26 protein-coding genes are annotated in these 24,112 nt (G+C 36.3%); 1 reads left to right on the top strand and 25 read right to left on the bottom strand.

Features of this window, described 5'->3' with window-relative positions:
* Nucleotides 1-3: 3 nt before the first annotated feature.
* The 13 genes from rpsB to mtaB form a co-directional block, all read right to left on the bottom strand.
* Complete coding sequence (gene rpsB / locus H8S00_RS03870; protein WP_118589011.1) at nt 4-750, bottom strand: 30S ribosomal protein S2; 747 nt, start codon at nt 748-750, stop codon at nt 4-6.
* Nucleotides 751-941: 191 nt separating this feature from the next.
* Nucleotides 942-3,014 carry a type I DNA topoisomerase gene (gene topA, locus H8S00_RS03875; protein ID WP_021952695.1) on the bottom strand — a complete coding sequence of 691 codons (2,073 nt, stop codon included), beginning with the start codon at nt 3,012-3,014 and terminating at the stop codon, nt 942-944.
* 32 nt (nt 3,015-3,046) lie between these two features.
* Nucleotides 3,047-4,138, bottom strand: a complete 1,092-nt coding sequence (gene dprA, locus H8S00_RS03880; RefSeq protein WP_021952696.1) for a DNA-processing protein DprA — start codon at nt 4,136-4,138, stop codon at nt 3,047-3,049.
* Entirely contained in the window at nt 4,135-5,655 is a 1,521-nt protein-coding gene (locus H8S00_RS03885; RefSeq protein ID WP_186840014.1) for a YifB family Mg chelatase-like AAA ATPase, read from the bottom strand. The genes dprA and H8S00_RS03885 overlap by 4 nt, the downstream gene beginning before the upstream one ends.
* Nucleotides 5,656-5,732: 77 nt before the next feature.
* Nucleotides 5,733-6,395, bottom strand: a complete 663-nt coding sequence (sigK, locus tag H8S00_RS03890) for an RNA polymerase sporulation sigma factor SigK (RefSeq protein WP_366459400.1) — start codon at nt 6,393-6,395, stop codon at nt 5,733-5,735.
* A 54-nt stretch (nt 6,396-6,449) separates the two neighbouring features.
* Complete coding sequence (locus H8S00_RS03895; protein ID WP_186840015.1) at nt 6,450-7,676, bottom strand: peptidase U32 family protein; 1,227 nt, start codon at nt 7,674-7,676, stop codon at nt 6,450-6,452.
* Nucleotides 7,677-7,695: 19 nt separating this feature from the next.
* Entirely contained in the window at nt 7,696-8,340 is a 645-nt protein-coding gene (locus H8S00_RS03900; RefSeq protein WP_186840016.1) for an O-methyltransferase, read from the bottom strand.
* Between the two features lie 24 nt (nt 8,341-8,364).
* Nucleotides 8,365-8,775 carry an endolytic transglycosylase MltG gene (locus H8S00_RS03905; RefSeq protein ID WP_021952701.1) on the bottom strand — a complete coding sequence of 137 codons (411 nt, stop codon included), beginning with the start codon at nt 8,773-8,775 and terminating at the stop codon, nt 8,365-8,367.
* A gap of 12 nt (nt 8,776-8,787) precedes the next feature.
* Nucleotides 8,788-10,449 carry a ribonuclease J gene (locus tag H8S00_RS03910; RefSeq protein WP_021952702.1) on the bottom strand — a complete coding sequence of 554 codons (1,662 nt, stop codon included), beginning with the start codon at nt 10,447-10,449 and terminating at the stop codon, nt 8,788-8,790.
* Nucleotides 10,450-10,499: 50 nt separating this feature from the next.
* A complete protein-coding gene (locus H8S00_RS03915; protein WP_021952703.1) occupies nt 10,500-10,766 on the bottom strand; it encodes a DUF1292 domain-containing protein in 267 nt (88 codons plus the stop codon).
* A 50-nt stretch (nt 10,767-10,816) separates the two neighbouring features.
* Complete coding sequence (ruvX, locus tag H8S00_RS03920; protein ID WP_021952704.1) at nt 10,817-11,236, bottom strand: Holliday junction resolvase RuvX; 420 nt, start codon at nt 11,234-11,236, stop codon at nt 10,817-10,819.
* An 81-nt stretch (nt 11,237-11,317) separates the two neighbouring features.
* Nucleotides 11,318-11,578 (bottom strand): IreB family regulatory phosphoprotein, encoded by a 261-nt coding sequence (locus H8S00_RS03925; RefSeq protein WP_021952705.1) that lies wholly within the window; start codon nt 11,576-11,578, stop codon nt 11,318-11,320.
* A gap of 46 nt (nt 11,579-11,624) precedes the next feature.
* Complete coding sequence (mtaB, locus tag H8S00_RS03930; protein ID WP_021952706.1) at nt 11,625-12,932, bottom strand: tRNA (N(6)-L-threonylcarbamoyladenosine(37)-C(2))-methylthiotransferase MtaB; 1,308 nt, start codon at nt 12,930-12,932, stop codon at nt 11,625-11,627.
* Nucleotides 12,933-13,109: 177 nt separating this feature from the next.
* Between mtaB and H8S00_RS03935 the strand changes: the two genes are divergently transcribed.
* The gene (locus tag H8S00_RS03935; protein ID WP_021952707.1) at nt 13,110-13,337 is read left to right on the top strand and encodes an HPr family phosphocarrier protein; all 228 of its coding nucleotides are present in this window, start codon (nt 13,110-13,112) and stop codon (nt 13,335-13,337) included.
* Between the two features lie 53 nt (nt 13,338-13,390).
* On the opposite strand, the gene thiI is transcribed toward H8S00_RS03935, so the two are convergent.
* The 12 genes from thiI to cdd all read right to left on the bottom strand — a co-directional run bounded on the left by thiI (nt 13,391) and on the right by cdd (nt 24,091).
* Entirely contained in the window at nt 13,391-14,572 is a 1,182-nt protein-coding gene (gene thiI, locus H8S00_RS03940) for a tRNA uracil 4-sulfurtransferase ThiI (protein ID WP_186840017.1), read from the bottom strand.
* A 5-nt stretch (nt 14,573-14,577) separates the two neighbouring features.
* On the bottom strand, nt 14,578-15,732 hold the full coding sequence (locus H8S00_RS03945) for a cysteine desulfurase family protein (protein WP_186840018.1): 1,155 nt from the start codon (nt 15,730-15,732) through the stop codon (nt 14,578-14,580).
* A 13-nt stretch (nt 15,733-15,745) separates the two neighbouring features.
* The gene (locus tag H8S00_RS03950; protein ID WP_186840019.1) at nt 15,746-16,483 is read right to left on the bottom strand and encodes a 16S rRNA (uracil(1498)-N(3))-methyltransferase; all 738 of its coding nucleotides are present in this window, start codon (nt 16,481-16,483) and stop codon (nt 15,746-15,748) included.
* A 4-nt stretch (nt 16,484-16,487) separates the two neighbouring features.
* On the bottom strand, nt 16,488-17,453 hold the full coding sequence (prmA, locus tag H8S00_RS03955) for a 50S ribosomal protein L11 methyltransferase (protein WP_186840020.1): 966 nt from the start codon (nt 17,451-17,453) through the stop codon (nt 16,488-16,490).
* Nucleotides 17,454-17,541: 88 nt separating this feature from the next.
* Nucleotides 17,542-17,721, bottom strand: a complete 180-nt coding sequence (locus tag H8S00_RS03960) for a DUF4250 domain-containing protein (RefSeq protein WP_021952712.1) — start codon at nt 17,719-17,721, stop codon at nt 17,542-17,544.
* A gap of 150 nt (nt 17,722-17,871) precedes the next feature.
* Nucleotides 17,872-18,264: a hypothetical protein gene (locus tag H8S00_RS03965; RefSeq protein WP_021952713.1), complete on the bottom strand. Its 393-nt coding sequence runs from the start codon at nt 18,262-18,264 to the stop codon at nt 17,872-17,874.
* A 14-nt stretch (nt 18,265-18,278) separates the two neighbouring features.
* Nucleotides 18,279-18,767, bottom strand: coding sequence for a COG2426 family protein (locus tag H8S00_RS03970; protein WP_021952714.1), 489 nt, complete (start codon nt 18,765-18,767; stop codon nt 18,279-18,281).
* A 58-nt stretch (nt 18,768-18,825) separates the two neighbouring features.
* Nucleotides 18,826-19,554 carry a polysaccharide deacetylase family protein gene (locus H8S00_RS03975; RefSeq protein WP_021952715.1) on the bottom strand — a complete coding sequence of 243 codons (729 nt, stop codon included), beginning with the start codon at nt 19,552-19,554 and terminating at the stop codon, nt 18,826-18,828.
* A gap of 96 nt (nt 19,555-19,650) precedes the next feature.
* Nucleotides 19,651-21,753 carry a heavy metal translocating P-type ATPase gene (locus H8S00_RS03980; RefSeq protein ID WP_243169547.1) on the bottom strand — a complete coding sequence of 701 codons (2,103 nt, stop codon included), beginning with the start codon at nt 21,751-21,753 and terminating at the stop codon, nt 19,651-19,653.
* A gap of 103 nt (nt 21,754-21,856) precedes the next feature.
* On the bottom strand, nt 21,857-22,213 hold the full coding sequence (locus H8S00_RS03985) for an ArsR/SmtB family transcription factor (RefSeq protein ID WP_021952717.1): 357 nt from the start codon (nt 22,211-22,213) through the stop codon (nt 21,857-21,859).
* 316 nt (nt 22,214-22,529) lie between these two features.
* Complete coding sequence (locus tag H8S00_RS03990) at nt 22,530-23,654, bottom strand: phosphopentomutase (protein WP_186840021.1); 1,125 nt, start codon at nt 23,652-23,654, stop codon at nt 22,530-22,532.
* Nucleotides 23,651-24,091, bottom strand: coding sequence for a cytidine deaminase (gene cdd, locus H8S00_RS03995; protein WP_118588793.1), 441 nt, complete (start codon nt 24,089-24,091; stop codon nt 23,651-23,653). Before cdd ends, H8S00_RS03990 begins: the two co-directional genes overlap by 4 nt.
* Nucleotides 24,092-24,112 lie beyond the last annotated feature (21 nt).

A 24,112-nucleotide genomic window follows, 5' to 3' on the forward strand; every position in this document is an offset into this window, starting at 1 on the left:
ATATTATTCTTCTACTGTCTCGTTAACTTCTTCTGTTTCAGCCTCAGCTGTTTCTGCTACCATTTCTTCACCCTGGTTAGCTTCAATAACAGCATCTGCCATCTTAGAAACAATAAGTTTAACTGCTCTGATAGCATCATCGTTACCTGGGATAACGTAATCTAATTCTTCAGGATCACAGTTTGTATCAGCAATACCGATTAATGTAATTCCAAGTGCATGAGCTTCCTGAACGCAGATTCTTTCCTTCTTAGGATCTACAACAAAGATAGCATCTGGGATTCTCTTCATTTCCTTGATACCGCCAAGGTTCTTTTCAAGCTTATCCCATTCCTTCTTAATATTAACAACTTCTTTCTTAGGAAGAACATCAAATGTTCCATCTTCAGACATTCTTTCAATATCTTTTAATCTCTTAATTCTTGACTGAATAGTCTTGAAGTTAGTAAGCATACCACCTAACCATCTTTCGTTAACGTAGTACATACCACATCTCTGTGCTTCTTCCTTAACAGCATCCTGAGCCTGCTTCTTAGTACCAACAAAAAGGATTGTACCACCTTCCTGTGCAATATCAGATACTGCCTTGTAAGCTTCATCTACTTTACCTACTGACTTCTGTAAGTCGATGATGTAGATACCATTTCTTTCTGTGTAGATGTATGGAGCCATCTTAGGGTTCCATCTTCTTGTCTGATGTCCAAAATGAACACCTGCTTCTAATAACTGTTTCATTGAAATAACGCTCATTTTAATACCTCCTGGTTTTTTTAATATTATTTTTGATATCGTCCCGGCAATTATTCCGGCAAATATCATACCTTCCATCTGCTTCACCGAATCAGACAACCCCGAGCGTGGGCACCCGTCTGCTTCTCCACCGATGTGCTTAATGCAACTTCATTATCATACCATATATAAAAAACATTGGCAAGATTTTTTTACCTGTCTTTGTTTTCCTTACTTTCAACATAACCACACTCTGCATTGGCACAGGCTAACTTATTACCTTTTTCTACCATATAACCTCCACACTGTGGACACTTCTTTGTGGATGGCTTCTGCCATGACATAAAATCACACTCCGGATAATCAATACATCCGAAATATCTTCTGCCCTTTTTGGTTTTTCTGATGATAACATCCTTTCCGCATTTAGGACAAGGCACTCCTGCCTTTTCAAGATACGGTTTAGTATTTTTACACTCAGGAAATCCCGGACATGCCAAAAACTTTCCGTGAGGTCCATACTTAATTACCATTCGTCTGCCACATTCTTCACAGATTTCCTCGGACTCCTCATCGGCAATTTTTATTTTTTCTAATTTCTTTTCAGCTTCCTTTACCATTTCATCAAGGTCAGGATAGAAGTTTCTTATGATTGTCTTCCATTCCACGGTACCCTCTTCCACGGCATCAAGAAGTGATTCCATATTGGCAGTAAAAGCTGTATCAACAATAACGGCAAATGCTGTTTTCATTACATTATTTACCGCTTCTCCTAATTCGGTAACATACAGATTTTTCTTTTCTTTTATAACATAGCGTCTTCCAATAATTGTGCCAATAGTAGGTGCATAGGTACTTGGACGTCCTATTCCCTGCTCTTCCATTGCCTTTACCAGGGCTGCTTCAGTAAAGTGAGCCGGTGGCTGTGTGAAATGCTGATTTTCCTCAAATTCCACAAAATCCAGTTCCATTCCTTTTTCTAACTTGGAAACAGTATTATTTGTTACCACTTTTTCGTTATCACTGTCTGTATAAACCTTCATAAATCCGTCAAAATCCAACTTAGATGTTGCAGCATTAAAAATATATTTTCCTGCGGCAACCTTTACATTAGTTGTCTCATATACTGCACTTTGCATACGGCTTGCAACGAATCTCTTCCATATTAATTGATATAATCTGAACAAATCCCTTGGAAGCTGTGCCTTTATACTATCCGGAAGAAGGGTAACATCTGTAGGTCTTATGGCTTCGTGAGCATCCTGTATCTTTTTACCGGATTTCTTTGTAGTAACCTCTTTAGTCATATAGCTTTCGCCATAGTTATTTTCAATAAAATCCTTTACCTGGGCTTCTGCTGTTTCAGAGATTCGTGTGGAATCTGTACGCAAATATGTGATAAGACCGATACTTCCACGACCTTTTATTTCCACACCTTCATATAACTGCTGGGCTATTCTCATAGTCTTTTGTGTGGAAAAATTAAGAGCCTTTGAAGCTTCCTGCTGCAATGTACTTGTGGTAAAAGGAACCGGTGCCTTTCTTGACCTGTTGCCTTTTTTTACATCACTTACAGTGAACCTTGCAGCCTTTAATTCCTTTACGATTCCATCTAACTGCTCTTTTCCCGTGATTTCAATTTTTCCTTTTTCATTTCCGTAAAAGCTTACCTTGAAATCCTTCTTATTGTATTTCAAAACCGCATCCATATCCCAATATTCCTTAGGAATAAATGCGTTTATTTCATCTTCTCTGTCACAAAGCATTCTTAATGCAACAGACTGGACTCGTCCTGCACTAAGTCCTCTCTTTATTTTCATCCATAGAAGCGGGCTTATACTATATCCAACCATTCTGTCCATAACTCTTCTTGCCTGCTGTGAATCCACAAGATTCATGTTTATCTCTCTTGGATGCTTAAGAGACTCCTTTACTGCCGGCTTTGTAATTTCATTAAATGTAATTCTGGCAGTTTTCTTTGGGTCTAATTTTAATGCATTAGCCAAATGCCATGAAATAGCCTCTCCCTCACGGTCCGGGTCAGTTGCCAGATAAACTTTGTCTGCTTTTTTTACACAGCGTCTAAGTTCTGCCAGCTTGTCCCCTTTTCCACGTATGGTAATATATTTCGGTTCATAATCATTTTCAAAATCAATACCCATCGTGCTTTTTGGCATATCTCTGACATGACCATTTGAAGCTACAACTTCATAATTTGAACCCAAAAATTTTTTAATTGTATTCACTTTTGCCGGTGATTCCACAATAACAAGATATTTTGCCATAAGACTTCCCCTTAACTAAAAATAATCTGAATTTATGTATTTTTTATGGAAAAATAGTTCTCATAAGGTTGTTCTATAAGTCCTTCTAATTGTAATTTCAGCAACATTGTAACTATCTTCTCATATACTATGCCTGTAGTTTCTATTAATTCATATATACTTTTTGGCTGTAAACCTAACTCACTATACAACATCAAAAAATCTTTTTCAAGTATTTTTTCTTTTGCCTTTTCTTTCTTTTGCTCATAATATGCATTATATCCAAGGTCTGAGAGAATGTCATCCACATTTGTAACAATACCTGCTCCTGACTTTATAAGCCTGTTACATCCCTGACTTAATTTGTCGTCTACCCGCCCCGGAACCGCCATTACATCTCCTCCCTGCTCTAATGCCCACTCAACAGTTATTAATGAGCCACTGTTCTCCCTTGCCTCTATTACCACTATTTTGTCCGCCAGCCCACTTATTATCCTGTTCCGCTGTGGGAAATGCCATCCTTCCGGTGAACTTCCCGGAGGATATTCCGATATAATTCCGCCATTATTTATTATGTCCCCATATAACTCAATATTTTCCACCGGGTAGCAAATATCAACGCCACTTCCAATAACTGCATAGGTACTCATACCTCCCTCTATTGCTCCTAATTGACTATATGTATCAACTCCCCTTGCCATTCCACTTATTACCTGCACGCCCCTTTCCGACAGCTCTTTCCCTATTTTTTTTGCCATGTTTCTTCCATAATTAGAGCATGCCCTTGCCCCTACCATTGCCACTGCCGTGGCATTTTCATCCGGTAATTTTCCTTTGTAAAATAAAAAATAAGGTTTATGGTCAAAAGGTATAAGTTTTTCAGGATAATTTTCATCATCTACCGACACAAACTTTATATTGTTTTTCTCAAGTTTTTCAAAATATTCCTTAGGATTAAATCTTTCAATATGCCTTAAAAGTTCTGCTGCTTCTTCACTTTTAAGTCCCCCTGCCTCCACTAATTTCTTCTGGGTTCCATTAAATATTTCCTGTACATCTTTTAGATTTTTCATTATTTTTTGAATTTTTGTAAAATACATCTTAGGTGCCGTGGCTATGCATCCCCACATTTCCTGCTTGTTCATAGTCCCCTCCTTACTGACATGGCTTTATAACTTACTGCCTCTGCAATGTCCTCATATTTTATTTCCTCATGATTTTTTAAGTCCGCTATGGTTCTTGCGGTTTTTAATATTTTTTCATACGCCCTTACACTTAAATCCATATTTTCATATATCTGTCCTATAAGTTCCTGCTCTTTTTTTCCAAGATTGCAGTATTTCTTTATGTTTTCTCCTTCTAACTGACTGTTAAATCTGATTTTTTCATTTTCATACCGTTTCCTCTGAATCTCCACAGCCTTATTTACCCTTTTTCTTATTTCTTCTGAACTTTCCTCTGAAGACTCCCTTGTTAAATCAAAAAAATCCACATTATTCATATGTACGCACAAATCAATTCTGTCTAATATTGGACCACTGATTTTTTCTAAATATTTGTTTACATCCCTTTCCGTACAACTACATTTATTTCTGTCGGGATAATACCCGCATTTGCAGGGATTCATTGAAGCAAGAAGTATAAAATCCGCCGGAAATGAATATGTCCCACCTTTCCTTGATATGACAATTTTCTTGTCCTCTAAAGGCTGCCTCATAGCCTCCATTACTCCTCTGGAAAACTCCGTAAATTCATCCATGTACAGCACTCCCCCGTGAGCCATGGTCATTTCTCCCGGCTTTGGATTTATTCCGCCCCCTGTCATGGCCGTTACCGTTGTGGTATGATGAGGATTTCTAAAAGACCTTTCTCCTACCAGATTTCCCTCTAATTTCCCTGCTATACTTTGTATTTTTGATATTTCTATTTTTTCATTTTGTGACATCTCAGGAAGTATGGTTTTCATAGCCTTGGCAATGGCAGTTTTCCCTGTTCCGGGCGGCCCCACCAGCAAAATATTATGCATGCCTGCCGCAGCTATTTCCGCTGCCCTTTTTGCCATTACCTGCCCCTTTATCCACTTAAAATTATGTTCATAAACTGTAGATATATTTTCTTCTTCTATTTCTTCCTTTATTTGATAATTCTTATATCCGCCACTTACAAGTAACATAACCAGTTCATTTAAATCTTCTACTCCAATTACCTTTATGCCCTTTATATATCGGCATTCTCCAACATTCATAGCCGGCACAAAACAATATTTCATTCCCCTTTCCATAGCATGCAAAACTATAGGTAAAACTCCATTTACAGCTACTACCCGTCCACTTAGGCTAAGTTCTCCCACAAACATTTTATCATCTAACCTGCACTTTATTATATCAAGGCACCACAAAATAGACACTGCCACCGGCAGGTCAAAATACGTTCCTGCCTTTCTTATGTTTCCCGGAGAAAAATTAATTGTTATCCGCTTAGGTGGAACTAAAAACCCCGAATTTTTTATTGCTGTTCTCACCCTTTCCCTTGACTCTTTTATATCATAAGACAAAAGGCCTACCATATCAAAAGATGGCAGACCATTACATATATCTGTTTCAACTATTACAGGCAGTACGTCCACTCCCATAATAGCTGCACAATTTACTTTACACACCATAATCTATCCTCTTTGTATATTAAATTTTGGTGTCAAAAGTGCTATTCTTTTTTCATTGTCATATTGACTATTTTATATCACATTAAGTATGAATTGTCAAAAGCTTTTTTCAATTTTTCCAGTGCCTTTTTTTCAATTCTGCTAACATAGCTTCTTGATATATTCATTGCTTTTCCTACGGCTTTCTGGGTCATAGCTTCCTCTCCCCCTAAACCGTACCTCATAACAATAATTTCCCTTTCCCTTTTTGACAGAACCTTTTCCACATATTGCCTTACCCTTACCACATCTTCCGCATTTTCCATTTGCTTTAGTGCATCAATTCCGTCATTTTCCATAATGTCCATAAGGCTTATTGTATTACCTTCCTTATCCATCCCAATAGGTTCATTTAGTGACACTTCCCTGTTTTTCTTTTTTTCTCCCCTAAGCATCATAAGCAGTTCATTTTCAATACACTTTGATGCATATGTCACCAGTCGCTTTCCCTTTTGGGGATTGTAGGTATTTACCGCCTTTATAAGGCCAATTATCCCTATGGAAATCAGCTCTTCATTCTCCCTGTTTTCTGAATAATATTTTTTGGCTATGTGAGCCACAAGCCTTAAATTTCTTTCAATTAGTATGTCTTTTGCTTCCTTGTCTCCATTCTGAAATCTCTCTATCCAATGATTTTCTTCCGTAGGTGTCAAAGGTTCCAAAAAACTTTTCACACTTTCCCCCGCGACATACTTAATTATATTATCTTATGATAAATCGCCATTTCCCGTGCATGTCTTTACAGGTTTATTTTACTACTCTTTTACTCTAAGCACGTCTCCCCTTTCAGGAGTCTCACTTAATTTAACCAATAACTTCTGCTTTGGGTGAGGACAGCTTTCCATTTCATTCCCCTCCTCATCCTTTATGGAAATAACATTAACCTCTATGTCCCTTCCATCCGGCTTCATTACTTCTATTTTTTCCGAAACACTAAATTTATTCTTCTGTTCAAGAACAAATTCACCATTGTCTGAAACTTCCCTTACAATTCCTAAATATACATAATCTCTCTCATATACGTTGTTATCATATATCTGAGTTGTTTCGTCAGGCTTTCCAAAGAAAAATCCGGTAGTATACTGTCTGTAAGTACACTGGGAAATCCATTTTCTGTAAAGCGGAAGATTCTCCCTGTATTTGTCAGGGCTTTCTAAATAATCATCAATTGCTTTTCTATAAGTTCTTGCAACTGTAGCCACATACAAAGCTGTCTTCATTCTTCCTTCAATTTTAAAGCTGTCTATTCCTGCATCAATTAATTCAGGAATATGCTCTATCATACACAAATCCTTTGAGTTAAATATATATGTGCCTCTTTCATTTTCCTCCACCGGCATGTACTGTCCCGGTCTTGACTCTTCAACCACTGCGTATTTCCAGCGGCACGGATGGGTGCAGGCTCCTTTATTGGCATCTCTTCCTGTCATAAAACTGCTAAGAAGGCATCTGCCTGAATAGGAAATACACATTGCTCCATGGACAAAGGTTTCAATTTCCATATCATCAGGAATATTTTCCCTTATCTGCTTAATTTCATTAAGGGACAATTCTCTGGCGGAAACCACTCTTTTTGCACCTAAATTGTACCAGAAATTGTATGTTCCATAGTTAGTGTTATTTGCCTGAGTACTTATATGAAGCTCCATATCCGGCAGAATTTCCTTGGCTATGGTAAATATTGCCGGATCAGAAATAATAAGTGCATCCGGCTTAACTGTCTTTAAATCATTGAAATATACCTTAACCGGCCCAATATCCGCATTATGAGCCAAAATATTTGCCGTAACATATACTTTCACTCCATGCTCATGGGCAAAATCCACTCCTTCTTTCATTTCCTCTAAAGAAAAATTTTTAGCCTTAGCCCTAAGGCCGAAAACTTCACCACCAATATATACTGCATCTGCACCATACCTTACAGCTGTCTTTAACACTTCAAGACTGCTGGCAGGCACTAACAATTCCGGTTTTCTTCTCATATTAAAACACTCCTGTCTTCTATTTTTTAACAGATATTGTTATTCCATCACCTATTGGAACAATACTTGTCTCTAATTCCTCATGATTTTTTACTACTTCTAAGTATTCCCTCATTCTTTTATGAATGGTTCTGTCTCTTCTTTCCACCACAAATCTTGACTCAATAAGGTCTCCTTCCTGCAATACATTATCTGTAATGAGAACTGCTCCTTTTTTCATCAGACGCAAAACCTCCGGCAAAAAGTAAATGTACTGCGCCTTTGCTGCATCCATAAATACAAAGTCAAACTGTTGTGACGGAAGAGTCTTCATAACCTCTGTGGCATCGCCTTCAAGAAGTTCAATAATCTGTCCTTTTCCTGACAATTCTATATTTTTTTTAGCCTCCACAATTCTTTTTTCATAATTTTCAATTGTGATAATTTTCCCGTCTTCATCTATACATTCACTCATTAAAATGGCTGAGTACCCTACTGCGGTACCCAGCTCTAATATTCTTTTCGGCTTTTTAATGTATAACATTACCCTTAGAAAGCTTTCCATTTCCTTTCTTATAATAGGTACGTTATCAATATGTGCCTGTTCTTCAATTTTTTCCAAAACTTCGCTGTTTGTTTTTTCTAATGAATGTATATATGATACTATCCTTTCGTTTACTATCATATTATCCTCCATAATACAGGGCAATTACTGTGCATCTTCCCCTTGTTCAGTTGTATTTTCCTTTTTATTCTCTTCCGGACCTGCGCTTATGGTTTTAAAAATTTCTTCCCCTGTCCATGAAGTGTTAAAGGTATAGGTTCCGGGCTTTATGGTTTTTACAGTATAAATATATGACTGTACCACAAAAGCATTTGCATCTTCTATTACTCCATATTCTTCCAAGGTTTTGCCAAACTGCTTTATGGTTGTGCCTTTGTCAACAGTAAAGGTCATGTCCGTTCCCGGCTCTTCCTCAACACCATTGCTGTTAAATATCTTTGAGCCAAAATTAAAGGCTGCTGTGGCACATACCACAATTATAATAACCATTACAATATATTTAAGCATCTTTATTGATACATTGGCAAAGCCCTGTGAAGTTTTCCTATTATTCATATAAACTCCTGACTATTCAACTTCCATTATAATTGGCAGAATCATTGGACTTCTTCTCATGGTCTTCCACAAATATTCTCCAAGACTGTCTTTAACAACCATTTTGATTTTTCCCCAGTCCACATTTCTGCCTTCAAGACATTCCAAAAGTGCCTGTGTTACTACTTCCTTTGCATTTTCAATAAGGTTTTCAGATTCCCTTACATAAACAAATCCACGGGTTACAATATCAGGTCCTGCAAGAATCTGATTTGAATATTTTTCCAGTGTAAGAACAACTATTATTATTCCGTTTTCTGCAAGGTTTTGTCTGTCACGAAGAACAATATTTCCAACGTCACCTACTCCTAATCCGTCAACTAACACGGAACCTGCCGGAACTCTTCCTGTAATGCCTGCACTATCCTTACCAATGCTTAAAACATCACCGGATTCCATAATAAACACATTTTCCTTTGGTATTCCCATATCCTGTGCCAAACGTCCGTGCTGTCTTAAGTGCTGATATTCACCATGCACCGGAATGGCATACTTAGGCTTAATCAAAGCATACATAAGCTTAATTTCTTCCTGGCATGCATGACCTGAAACATGAGTGTCCTGAAAAATAACGTCTGCCCCCTGCTGGTATAATTCATTCATAACCTTTGACACGGCTTTTTCATTTCCCGGAATAGGTGTTGAACTAAATACTATGGTATCATTTGGTTTAATACGCACCTTTCTGTGAAGAGATGCTGCCATACGTGACAGAGCTGCCATGGACTCACCTTGACTTCCTGTAGTGATAAGAACTAACTGGTCATCAGTGTAATTTTCCATTTCTTCTATACTGATTAGTGTATTGTCAGGAATCTTTAAATATTCCATTTCCCTTGCTACGGAAATAATATTTACCATACTTCTTCCTTCAACAATAACTTTTCTGTTATATCTGCATGCCGTATTTATAATCTGCTGCACTCTGTCCACATTAGATGCAAATGTAGCAATAATAATTCTGTTTTTAGTGTGTTCTGCGAAAATATGATCAAATGTTTTTCCTACTTTTCTCTCTGACGGTGTAAAGCCCGGACGTAAAACATTAGTGCTGTCACACATAAGTGCCAAAACTCCACGTTTTCCCAGTTCACTAAATCTCGCAAGATTTATGGCATCACCAAATACAGGTGTATAATCAACCTTAAAGTCTCCGGTGTGTACAATAACCCCTACCGGCGTATGAATAGCCAATGCTGCTGCATCTGCTATACTATGGTTTGTTCTGATAAATTCTATTCTGAAACCTCCTAAATGTATACTTTGTCCGAATTTTACAACTTTTCTCTTAACTACATCAAGGAGCTCATGCTCTTCTAATTTTCCTTCAATAATTCCTATGGTAAGCTTTGTTCCATATACAGGAACATTAATTTCCTTTAATACATATGGTAATGCTCCAATGTGGTCTTCATGTCCATGGGTTATTACAAAACCCTTAACCTTATCAATATTTTCTCTTAAATAAGTAATGTCTGGAATTACACAGTCAATTCCCAACATATCGTCATCAGGAAATGACAAACCGCAATCCACAACAATAATACTGCCATTGTACTCAAAGGCAGTCATGTTCATTCCTATCTGTTCAAGACCTCCCAGTGGAATAATTTTTATATTTGAATTTTCACTCATCTATTATTTTTTCTCCTTATTATCTCAAATTTACCCTTCTAATAAATATCCTATTTTGAAATATCTATGTCCTCTAACAGTTCAGAAAATACTTTTCCTATATAGTCTATTTCCGAATCTTCAACTACCATTTCATAAACTGCCTCTTCATCTTCTTCCTTTGATATATCCTTTAAGATATAAGCCTCAGCCTCTTCTTCGTCTCCCTCGTCTTCCGTAACAAGAAGATAATTAACATTATTAATTCTGGTTTCCTCAACCACATACATTTCTACTTCATTTCCGTCTTCATCAATAAAAACAATCTTTTCTTCCATTAAATAAAATACCTCTAACTATTTTTCCTTAAAACTGATTTAAACTAAAACTAATTATTGCTGTTTAAATAATCCTCTAAAATAACCTGTGCTGCAACCTGGTCAACATATTTATATCTGTCTTCCCTTTTAATACCTGCTAAGTCCATAATCTCATAGGCTTCCACCGTGGTAAGCCTTTCGTCCTGAAATATTATTTCAAGGTTAGTCCTTCTGTGTAACATAGTTGCAAACTCTTTTGTTTTCTCCACTCTTTCTCCCTCGCTGCCGTCTAGCATAACCGGGTAACCCAACACGATTTTATCAACATTATATTCATTAATAAGTGCTTCAATTCTTGCCAAAGTCTTCCTTAACTTATTTGGCGAATCTCTTCTGACTATTTCAATTCCCGTAGCAGTAAGACCTAACTCGTCACTTACAGCCACTCCCACTGTTTTTGAACCGAAATCTAATCCCATTATTCTCATAGTTTAACCCTTAATCTTTTATTTTACGCACTTTACCTAAAAAAGAGCATGGCTACTAAAGCTACATTTTTTTCAACGCAGTTATTTTAATTTATTATTAATGTAATATTTTACAGCCTCTTCTATGAGCTCATCCCGCTCGACTTTCATAATAAGACTTCTTGCATTTTTGTAACTTGTAATATAAGTCGGATCTCCGGACATAATATAACCCACTATCTGGTTTACCGGATTATATCCTTTCTCAGCTAATGCCTCATATACCTTTTCGAAAATCTCTTCCACGCCTAACTTAGTTTCAGGCTGAACTCTAAAAAACTGTGTATTGCCTAAATTGCTCATCTTATCACGTCCTTTTTTTGCCTTTTAATGGCAGTATATTATAATTTTAATATAAAACTTTCCTAGTGGCAAGCATTATTTCATTATCAATAAAGTCTTTAAGGAAAACTTCTTCTATTTTTCCTGCCAGATTTTCCTTAGTTTCCACAGCCACCTCTATGTATTCTTTAGTGTGACCTACCTGATATTTTATTCCATTTATTTCCTTTTCCTCCTCAAAAAGCACCGATACTTTTTCCCCGATTTTTTCTTTTCTGTAGTTTTCTTTTAAAGATTCTCCCACTGAAATCAAATCTTCGCTTCTCTTTGATTTTATGGTTTCATCTACCTGTCCTATCATTTTTGCCGCAACAGTTCCGTCTCTTCTTGAATATTTAAACACATGAAGTTCTGAAAACCCTACTTTTTTTACAAACTCTCTTGTTGTTGCATAGTCTTCATCACTTTCCTGCGGGAACCCAACAATTACGTCTGTGGTAAATGCGGGATTTATAAATTTCTCCCTGAGAAGCATGCATTTGTTATAATATTCTTCTGATGTGTAATGTCTGTTCATGGCTTTTAACGTTGTATCGCATCCGCTTTGCATGGACAAATGGAAATGAGGACAGATTTTTGTAACTTTTGATAATCTGTGGGCAAATTCCTCCGTTACCACTTCCGGGTCAAGGGAGCCTAATCTTATACGTTCAATTCCTTCTGTATTTTCAGCTAATTCTATTACATCTATTAATTTCTTTCCATTATCGTCATAACAACTTAAGTTAATTCCCGTAAACACAACTTCCTTAAATCCGTTATTTGCCAATCTTTCCAATTCATCTTTTATACTATCCATTTTTCTGCTTCTTATTCGCCCTCTGGCATAAGGAATAATGCAGTATGAGCAGAAATTGTTGCATCCGTCCTGAATTTTCAAATGAGCCCTGGTATGCTCCGTAACAGTGGCAATTTCCAAGTCCTCATATTCATCAGTCTTATTTATGTCAATAATATAATTCTTTTTGTGTTCCTTAAAATATTCCTGTAATATTTCCACAATTTCTTTCTTTTTGTTATTTCCCACAATTATGTCTATGGACAAATCCTCTGCAATTTTCTCAGAGGCTGTCTGCACATAGCAGCCTGTTGCCACCACAATGGCACCTTCATTCATTTTCTTTGCCTTATGAAGCATTTGTCTTGATTTTCTGTCAGCCATATTAGTTACAGAACATGTATTTACTATATATACGTCGGCTTTCTCAGAAAAAGGAACTATCTCATACCCTGCATTTGCAAGGAGCTGGGACATTGCCTCTGTTTCATAAGAATTTACCTTACATCCTAAGTTGTGTAATGCTACCTTTTTCATTCTAATCTCCAAATATTTTATTTTAAACCTTTCTTTTTAAAGCCTCTGCACCTTATACAAATTTACACTAATTTAACCTATATTTAATTGTAATTTTGTTATTTGTTCTCATTGAACAAATGTTAAATCCGTGCTATTATGTAAAGGAAAGAGATAAAAAAAGAGAGGTGTACAAATATGAAAACAGTTACTATTAATTTAGGCTCTATCGACAAGGTTAAATCATTTGTAAATGATATCACAAAATTTGATAACGACTTCGACTTGGTTTCAGGACGTTATGTTATAGATGCAAAATCTATTATGGGCATCTTCAGTCTTGATTTGTCAAAACCAATTGATTTAAATATACATAACGAGGACAATCTTGATGAAATCCTTGAAGTTCTAAAAAAATACGAATAAAGCCTAAGTGGTCGGCTAATTTTTTAGTCAGCCACTTTTTTTTGTGTCTTTTTTTAGTTGTTAATTTCTATTACTTCTACTGTGTCAATTGCTTCCTTAAACATTCTGTCTATTTCCTCAGCTAAATGAGTTTCTGAATTTTTAATTACATTAATATTAGGTTTTGTAACCGGATGTTTTGCCACAAAAGTTGTACAGCAATCCTCATACGGAAGTATTGATGTTTCATAGCTTCCAATCTTTAATGATACATCTACTATTTCCTGTTTATCAAAAGCTATTACAGGTCTGAATACCGGAAGTGTACATACCTCATTTGTTGCTGCAAGACTTTGCATGGTCTGGCTTGCCACCTGTCCTATCGACTCACCGGTAATTAATGCCTGTGCTCCTTCTTCCTTTGCAAAATATTCAGCTATTCTCATCATATATCTTCTCATAATAATAGTCAGTTCATCGTGAGGGCATTTATCATATATATACATCTGAATATCTGTAAAATTAACTACATATAACTTCATTGGTCCTGAATATTCAGATACGATTTTTGCCAAATCCACTACCTTCTGTTTTGCTCTTTCAGATGTGTATGGAGGTGCATGGAAGTATACTGCATCCACTACTACACCACGCTTTGCAGTCATCCATCCTGCTACCGGGCTGTCAATTCCTCCTGACAACAAAAGCATTGCCTTTCCTGCTGTTCCTACCGGCATTCCTCCCGGTCCCGGAATTATTTTTGAATAAATATTTATATGATTTCTAATTTCAATGGTTAAAATCACATCAGGGTTATGAACGTCAACCTTTGTTTCAGGAAATGCCTCTAGAATTCTTCCTCCCATTTCCGCATTAATTTCCATTGACTTCATAGGGTAATTTTTTCTGGCACGTCTTGCCATAACCTTAAATGTAAAATTCTTATCCTCATAATTTTCATCAATATATTTTATAACCTGATTTGCTAAATCCTCAAATCCGTTATCTTCAATTTGTACCATAGGACAAATTCCCACAATACCAAATACGTGCTTAAGAGCATCAACAACTTCATCAAAATCATAGTCGTTTTCAGCTGTTGCATATATTCTTCCATATTCCTTTGTGACCTTGAAATCACCGTCAACTTTATCTAATGCCCTTCTTGCATTGTCAACTAAAGCATCTTCAAACAAAAATCTGTTTTTTCCCTTTACCCCGATTTCCGCATACTTTATTAAAAATGATTTAAACATTTCCTTTATCTCCTTACATATTTTCTTAAAACCGGAAGAAGCTTTGTTATTTCTTCCACTGCATAATCTACTTCTCCCTTTGTGTTAAATCTGCAAAAACTAAATCTTATGGTGGAACCTAATAAATCCTTATCTACCTTCATTGCCTTTAATGTTTCACTTACGGCAGGTCTGTTAGATGAGCAGGCACTTCCTGCTGACACATATATTCCTTTATCTTCAAGAGCGTGTAACAATACCTCACTTCTTACCCCTGAAAAGCTTGCACTTACAATATGGGGAGCACCTTTATCTCCCTTTCTGCTGTTTATTGTAACACCTTCTATGCCGCTTAATTTATCAATAAGATAGTCTTTTAAGTCTGTCATGATTTTTACGTTTTCTTCTAAATTATCATAACATTCCTTTGCCGCTAAACCTATTCCTGCAATTCCCGGAACATTTTCCGTTCCTGAACGCATGCCTTCCTGCTGCCCCCCTCCTAAAATTATAGGATTGATTTTAGTATTTTTCTTTATATAAATAAAACCGCTTCCTTTAGGTCCATGTATCTTGTGTCCGCTAACGGTTAAAATATCAATGTTGTCCTTTTTAGGTCTAATTTCCATTTTGCCAAAGGCCTGAATGGCATCCACATGATAAACCACCTTTGGATTTACTGTTTTTATATATTTTCCTATTTCGTGAATTGGCATTATGGCACCAACTTCGTTATTTACATACATTATTGACACTAATATTGTGTCTTCACTCATCTCTTTTTTTAGTGCCTCTAAATCCACCACGCCGTATTCATCCACAGGAAGGTATACTACGTTATATCCCATTTTTTCTAAATACTTCATTGGATTTGCCACGGAAGAATGTTCTACCTTTGTGGTAATTACCTTATTTCCACTTCTTTTATTTGCCTCAACAGAACCTATTATTGCCATATTATTGGATTCTGTTCCACCGGATGTAAAATATATTTCCTTGCTATCTACCTTTAAAATATCAGCAATACAGTCTTTAGCATCCTTTATATATTTTTCTGCCTCTACGCCTATCATATGCATAGAAGATGGATTTCCATAATCCTTTGTCATTGCATCTACAACTATATTTTTTACATTTTCAGTTACTTTAGTAGTAGCTGAATTGTCGAAATACGCTTCCATTTGTGTTTCCTCACTATTCTTCCGTCAAATACATTATTACCGACATAATTGTCATACCGGCTGTTTCCGTTCTTAAAATTCTTTTTCCAAGAGTTATTTGCTTTGCACCATATTCTGCTGCCTCTAAAACCTCTTCCGGTGCAAACCCTCCTTCAGGTCCTATGAAAATTCCAACAGACATGCCTTTTTTTATTTTTGAAACTATATCCCTTGTAATATCCATATTTTCAGCCTCTTCATAAGGAATCAGAATCATATCCATGTTGTTTGCCATTTCCAACGCCCTACTAAAAGACACCGGCTGTAAAACCTTGGGGATAATTCCTCTTTTTGACTGTTTTGCGGCACTTTCCGCTATAAGATTCCACCTTTTTGTTTTGGCTTCCGCCTTTTTTGCATCTAACTTAACAACACATCTTTTAGTGGCAACAGGAACTATTTCATATGCCCCTAACTCCACCATTTTTTGAATAACCGTTTCCATTTTGTCTGACTTTGGAAGTCCCTGAAATAAAGTAACTTTAACAGGAAGTTCCCTTGCAGGACCGTTTACATCTTCTATTATAACCTGAACTTCATCCTTTAAAATGTTATCTATGGAGCATACATATTCCCTGTCCATACCATTACTTATTAAAACCTTCTCTCCCACACTCATTCTCAAAACATTTCTTATGTGGTTTACATCTTTTCCCGTAATGGTAATTCTGTCCTCACCGATTTGGTTTTCCTCAACAAAAAATCTATACATTTCTCTACCTTTTTTCTGCCATAACAGCCCGCCAGTCGCCTTGTTTAACTACATCTGTTAATTTTAATCCTCTGTTATTTTCCACCGCTTCCTTTACTGCTTCTTCCTTCATATAAATAATTCCTGAGGAAATAAATATTCCTCCATCCTTTAAAAATCTATCCACAATACCGGCAATTGGAATAATAACATCCGCCAAAATATTTGCCACCACAACATCATATTTTTTATTTTCAAATTTTTGTTGCATTTTTTCATCATCTAACACATTTCCTAATATAACTTCAACGTCATCCATAGGGATTTTATTGACCTTAAAATTATCATACACAGCATCTATTGCAGCCTGGTCTATGTCTGTCATATCCACATGTCCTGCCCCTAACTTCTTTGCAACAATGGATAATATGCCGCTTCCACAGCCTAAATCCAATACTTCATCACCGGCTTTTATATACTTTGTAAGCTGGTTAATGCAAAGCTGTGTTGTTTCATGTTTCCCTGTTCCAAAAGCTGTTCCCGGATCAATTTCAATCATCTGCATATGGGAACACTTTTCATCTACACTCTCCCATGTAGGTTTAATGTAAAAATCACCTACCGTAAATGACTTAAAATATTTTTTCCAGTTATTAACCCAGTCCACGTCCTCTGTAGTGGATTTTTCTATGCTTCCTTCACCTATATTAATAAAACCGTTTGCTTCCTTTAACTTTTCCCTTAAACTTTCTAAGAGATTTTCGTCATTTTCATCATCAGCATTTTCTTCCGTATAAAAACTGATATATGCCACACCGTCATCTTCCGGCAAATCCGGCAGATAATCAATGAACATTTTCTCCTTTTCCTCCTGGGTGATCTGGAGATTATCCTCTATCTGTATTCCGTTAATTCCTAATTCTATCATAATACCACTGACAAAATCTGTAGCTTCAGTGGTTGTTTTTAAAGTGTATTTATTCCATTTCATAATAAAAAACCTCGTTATATTGATAAATAATCTACAACTAAATTATCATATCATATTAACGGGGTTTTATCAAACTTACCATTATATTTTATACAAACTGATTTGATGTGGCATCATAGCTATAATTGATTTTTTCCAGTTTCTCTTCTATCTCACTTTTATCCACATCCTTTGCCCTGCAAAAATCATCAAGGCTTCCGTAAAAATCTCTTAAATTGGTATTTACAACGCTTAAAAGCATAACCGGGTCTTTGGGTAATGTATCCATTTAAACTTCTCCTTTCATTCGGCGGCAGTTCGCCAAAAACATTTATAGAAATGAACTTCGTTCATTTAGTTTTTGGCTCCATTGTGTTGCCCCCTCATTTCATTCGGCGGCAGTTCGCCAAAAACATTTATAAAAATGAACTTCGTTCATTTAGTTTTTGGCTCCCCAAAGGAGGTATCCTATAATGATGCCCACAAATACTCCTATAATTAAATGTAGTATCCTCATTATATCCGGTCCCTTAGGTGTTTCCGTGTCTTTATATTTTTTTCTTTCTTTTCTGTTAAATATTACAATGTCAATTGCTAAAACTATGCTTCCCACAAAGGATATTATAAACGTAACTATTGTTACTAATATAGCCTGCTGTATTCCAGAAATTGCCATCATTACTGAAATAAACGCAATTAAGGCTGATGGAATGGTTATTGCCATGGTTATTTTTCCAACCATTCCCGGGGTGTATTTCCCATCTGTGGTTCCCTTAGTGATGTTCTTCTGTCCTTTATACATATAGTCGTAATTCATTTGTTTCTTTGCCATACAACGCTCCATTCTTAAACTGTAGCACTAAATGCCGACACTCCCAAGGCACTTAAAACTCCCATTATTATACCTGCTAAAAGTACGCCTCCCATGCAGGCTATTACGCTCTTTTTAAAATCCATATCTAAGAAGCTTGCTGCCAATGTTCCCGTCCATGCACCTGTTCCCGGAAGAGGTATTCCTACAAATAACATAAGGGCAACATAAAGTCCCCTTCCTGCCTTTGACTTAAGCTTCTCCCCTCCACGCTCACCTTTGTCTATGCACCATGAGAAAAACTTTCCAATATATTTTTTATCTGCTCCCCATATTAATACCTTTCTTGCAAACAAAAATATTATAGGTACCGGAAGCATATTTCCAATAACACAGATAATGTAAGATGTAACCATTGGAAGCCCCATTCCTGCTGCTATGGGAATGGCTCCTCTAAGTTCAACAATTGGCACCATAGATACCAGGAAAACTATTAAATATTTATAAATAACTGCTCCAAACATATTTATATCTCCTTAAGTTTTTATTTAAAATCTCCCGTAAAGTATAACATCCCACTGATTATTCCACAACTTGTTTTTTTATTAAATTAGAATCCTCTATTTGGTCCACCGTCACAAACTGATATCCCTTACTTTGTAGTTCATCCACAATTTTAAGTGCTGCATCAACAGATGTTCCAAAAATATCATGTAACAATATTATATCCCCGGGGCGGGTGCTTTTAATCACTCTTTTTGCCACAACATCTGCATTTCTATCCTTCCAGTCCTCCGGGTCTACGCTCCACAGCACAATTGACATATCTGTTTCTTCTAACAGTTTTTCATTCCAGTCCCCGTAGGGAGGTCTTAAAAACTTAGGCTTTTCTCCTGTTATTTCCTTAATGGCATTATTGGTATCCTCAATTTCTTTTTTTGCCTCATTATATCCGGTTTTTGCCAAATCTATGTGGGTATACGTATGATTTCCAATTACATGCCCGTCTTTTTTCATTCGCTTCACTATCTTTTCAGAATAAGAAATCCTCTCTCCTGTAAGAAAGAATGTTGCCTTGACTCCCCTTTTTTTTAGTCCTTTTAATAGTTTTTCCGTATATTTTGTGCTTGGTCCGTCATCAAATGTTAATGCCACCCTTGGAATGGTACCTTTCATGTCACTTATATTTAAATTTGCTTCACTGGTTTTTACGGATTCCTTATTATCAGGTACTTTTCCAAAAATAAAACATATTATTAAAATGCATAAAATAATTACTTCTGTTACAATTACAACCGTCGTTTTTTTCATTTTCTACCATTATTAGTCTTTATTAATTATCATATTCAAAAATGGCTGCATTTAGACATAAATCTAATGCAGCCATTCCTGTTATATTCTGACTAATTATTTAGCTGTTCTCATTGCATTTAAAATTGCCAGTACACAAACACCTACATCTGCAAAAACTGCAGCCCACATAGTTGCTATACCAACTGCCGCTAATACAAGAACGGCAACTTTTACTACTAATGCAAAGATAATATTCTGCTTTGCTATAGACAGGGTTCTTCTTGATATTTTAATTGCCTTTGTAATATTTTTCGGATTATCATCCATTAATACAATATCCGCCGCTTCAATTGCAGCATCGCTTCCCATGGCTCCCATGGCAATTCCCACGTCTGCTCTGGCAAGAACCGGTGCATCATTTACACCATCTCCCACAAATGCCAATGTTTTGCTCTCCTTTAAAAGTTTCTCTACATGAGATACCTTGTCTGCCGGAAGTAATTCTGAATGAACTTCGTCAATTCCTAATTCCTTAGCAATGCTGTCTGCGATTTCTTTTCTGTCACCTGTAAGCATTACCGTCTTTTTAACACCTAATTCCTTTAATTTCTTAATTGTCTCCTTAGATGTTTCCTTAATTTGATCCTCAATCAGGGCATATCCTAAATATTGTCCGTCAACAGTTACATATACAACCGTTGCTGCACCTTGTGCATTATCACTGGCAATACCAAACTGATCCATAAGTTTCTTATTTCCTGCAAGAATAGTGCTTCCGTCTAACTGTGCTTTTATGCCTTTTCCATGTATTTCCTCTATGGAAATTTCATTCTGTCTTGCCTCAATATCAAAGTAGGCTTTTGAATCAGTAATCTTCAATGCGTCCTTTAATGATTTTGCAATAGGATGATTTGAATATATTTCCGCAATAACTGCCGCCTTTAAAAATTCTAAATCGGACAACTTTGAGTTTATTTTGCTAACCTTGAAAATTCCTTTTGTTAAAGTTCCTGTTTTATCAAATACGATTGTGTCACATCCTGATATTTTTTCTAAGTAATCGCTTCCCTTTACCAGAACACCTTTAGTAGATGCAGCACCTATTCCTGCGAAGAAGCTAAGGGGTACTGATATTACCAGGGCACAAGGACATGATACAACTAAAAATGTTAAAGCACGGTAAATCCATGGCTGCCATGTTTTGGCAAAATCAGCAATGTTTCCACCTAATACGAAGCTTACAACAAGGGGAGGTATTATAGCTAATACCACTGCACATGCAACAACAATCGGTGTGTACACCTTTGCAAATCTTGTAATAAATCTTTCTGTTTTTGCTTTCTTACCACTTGCATGTTCAACTAATTCAAGTATCTTTGAAACTGTTGATTCACCAAATTCTTTTGTTACTTTAATTGTAAGGGCTCCATTTATACTAATTGAACCACTGATTATATCATCTCCTGCCATCGTTTCTCTTGGAAGACTTTCTCCTGTAAGAGATGATGTATCAATACTTCCCTGACCACTTATAACCACACCGTCAAGAGGAACCTTTTCTCCCGGTTTTACAATGATTGTATCACCTATTTTTACTTTGTCAGGTGATACTTTTTCATATGAGCCATCTTTCTTTAAAAGATTTGCATAATCCGGTCTGATATCCATTAAATCTGTAATGGAATCTCTTGATTTATCAACGGCGTAATCCTGGAATAATTCACCTACCATGTAGAATAACATTACGGCACATGCTTCAGGATACTGTCCTACGAAAAATGCTCCCAAACTTGATACCGTCATAAGGAACTGCTCATCCATAGCTTTTCCTTTAAAAAGATTTTTTATGGCATTTAATACAATATCTCTTGCTGTTAAAAGATATATAAGGAGATATGTTATAAGCTGTGCCATGTCAATGTCTATGGTTTTAAACAATCCCGGAATATGAAATATCACCATGGCAATTAAAAATACCACAACTCCCGCTACTGTTTTTCTTAAGTCAATTTCTGCACCATCTTCGCAACAGTCACATCCATGGCTATGTCCGTGATGATCATGATCGTGACCGCATGAGCAATGATTATGATCGTGATGATGTTCATGGTCATGGTCATGACCACATGAACAGTGGTCATCATGGCTGTGACTAGCACTTCCACCTTCATGACTACGTTCATTTTTTCTGTTTATTATTTTGTCATATAAATTCATTGTCCTTCCTCCTAATTAATTATTGTAGCGCCCCCTCCCTTCGGTCAGCGGCATTTCGTCGGAAACATTTATAGAAAATGAACTCCGTTCATTTTGTTTCCTCCTACTCCATAACGTGTTCTAGGCCCTGATTTAATATGGACTGGATGTGTCCGTCATCTAATGAATAGTATATAGTTTTTCCCTCTTTTCTGTACTTTACTAACCGCATCTGTTTTAAAATTCTAAGCTGATGTGATACTGCTGACTGTGTAAGTCCTAAACTTTGCCAAATATCACATACGCACAACTCACCTTCTGACAATGCATATAAAATTTTAATTCTGGTGGAGTCGGCAAACACCTTAAAAAATTCTGCCAAATCACAAAGCATACCTTCGTCCGGCATATTTAAGCTTCTGCTTTCTACCACATCATCATGGTGATGATGCTCTCCACAACTCTGTAACTTTTCTTCCATATGATTTACCTGATACTTCTGTGTATCATTCCTTTCTTTTAAACATATGAACCATTGTTCATATGTTATATTATTATATATGCCATAATATGTCAATAGTTTTTTGCACAAAAAAAGAAACTGCCATGGGACATTTTTATTTATCAACATGACAGTTTCAATATGATGAAATTACTACTTTTTAACTTTTACCGTTTTTACTTTACTCCACTTTCCAAAATATTTTATACCCTTTATGCTACCTCAATATAGCTTTATCTTATACCAGATACTATGATTATATAAGGTGTAATATTTTTATTTCAGTGTTATTTTTTTAAATGTTAAGACTTTCACATACTACCTTTGAAACATAAGAAAATCCCTTTATTATTCCAAGATTTTTCGGTTTAATATTTTTATTGTAAATTAGCAAAGGAACGTATTCTCTTGTGTGATCCGTAGTCATTGTAAACGCCGGATCACAGCCATGGTCGGCTGTAATTATCAGCAAATCCTCATCCCTTAACTGTTCCATAAATCCACCTAAAAATCTGTCAAACTCCGTTGCCGCATTAGCGTAACCTTCAATATTTCTTCTGTGACCATACAGCATATCAAAGTCAACTAGATTAAGGAAACACAAGCCGTTAAAATCTTCTTTTGCAACCTGAGCGATTTTTTCCATTCCCTCCTGATTTCCTGTGGTGCGATAAAATTTAGTTATTCCTCTGTTATTAAAAATATCAACAATTTTTCCAATGCTTATAACTTCTTTTCCGGAATTAGTTATCTTGTCAAGCATTGTATCCGCAAATGGAGACAATGCAAAATCATGACGTCTGGTGGTACGTTTAAAATCATCCTTATTCGTACCCTCAAAAGGTCTTGCAATAACTCTTCCCACAGCCATATCTCCTATTAGCATTTCTCTTGCCATACGGCAATATTCATATAATTCTTCTACAGGAACTATCGACTCATTAGCTGCAATCTGACACACACTATCTGCACTGGTGTACAAAATCAACGCTCCCGTTTTCATATGCTCCTCACCATAATCCTTTATTACCTCCGTTCCTGAATATGGCTTGTTGCATAAGCATTTTCTTCCTGTTTTCTTTTCAAATTCTTTTACAAAACTATCCGGAAAGCCCTGTGGGAAAGTTGGCATAGGTTTATGACTTACAAGTCCTGCTAATTCCCAGTGTCCAATAATAGTATCCTTTCCCATGCTTTCTTCCTGCATTTTTCCATACATTCCTATTGGATTTTCAACGCCTTCCTTATAATCCGTACCTTCAACATTAAACAATCCAAGTTTAGTCATATTGGGGCAGTTAAATTTAGGACTGCCACTTATGGTTCTAAGAGTATTGGCTCCTACGTCTCCGAATTTATCAGCATCCGGTGCCTCCCCTATTCCAAAGCTGTCTAAAACAATTAAAAACACTCTCTTCATTTTTGTTTCCTCCTTATATTCTCAGGGCCAAATCCCAAGGGTAATATTTCCTTTAATTTGAATATTTTATAATTATTCTCATTAACTGCCAATATTATTTCAAATGATTCAGGATTACAAAATTCCATCATCACCTGCCTGCAAACGCCACAGGGTGCTGTCATCTCTTCTATTTTTCCTCCTTTTCCTCCAACAATACATATTCCCATAAACTCCCTTTCTCCCTGACTTATGGCTTTGAAAAATGCCGTACGTTCAGCACAGTTTGTAGGAGTGTATGCTGCATTTTCAATATTACATCCCGTGTATAACTTTCCTGTTTTTGACATGAGCACCGCTCCTACCTTAAAATCAGAGTAAGGGGCGTATGAATATTTTATCTGCTCTATTGCCAGGTTAATCATGTTTTTTATTGTATCTGTGTTAATATCGGTCATAACTTATCTCCCTTAATTTTT

The sequence above is a fragment of the Eubacterium segne genome (genome assembly GCF_014287775.1).
In the GTDB taxonomy this organism is placed as follows: Bacteria; Bacillota; Clostridia; order Lachnospirales; family Lachnospiraceae; genus Eubacterium_G; species Eubacterium_G segne.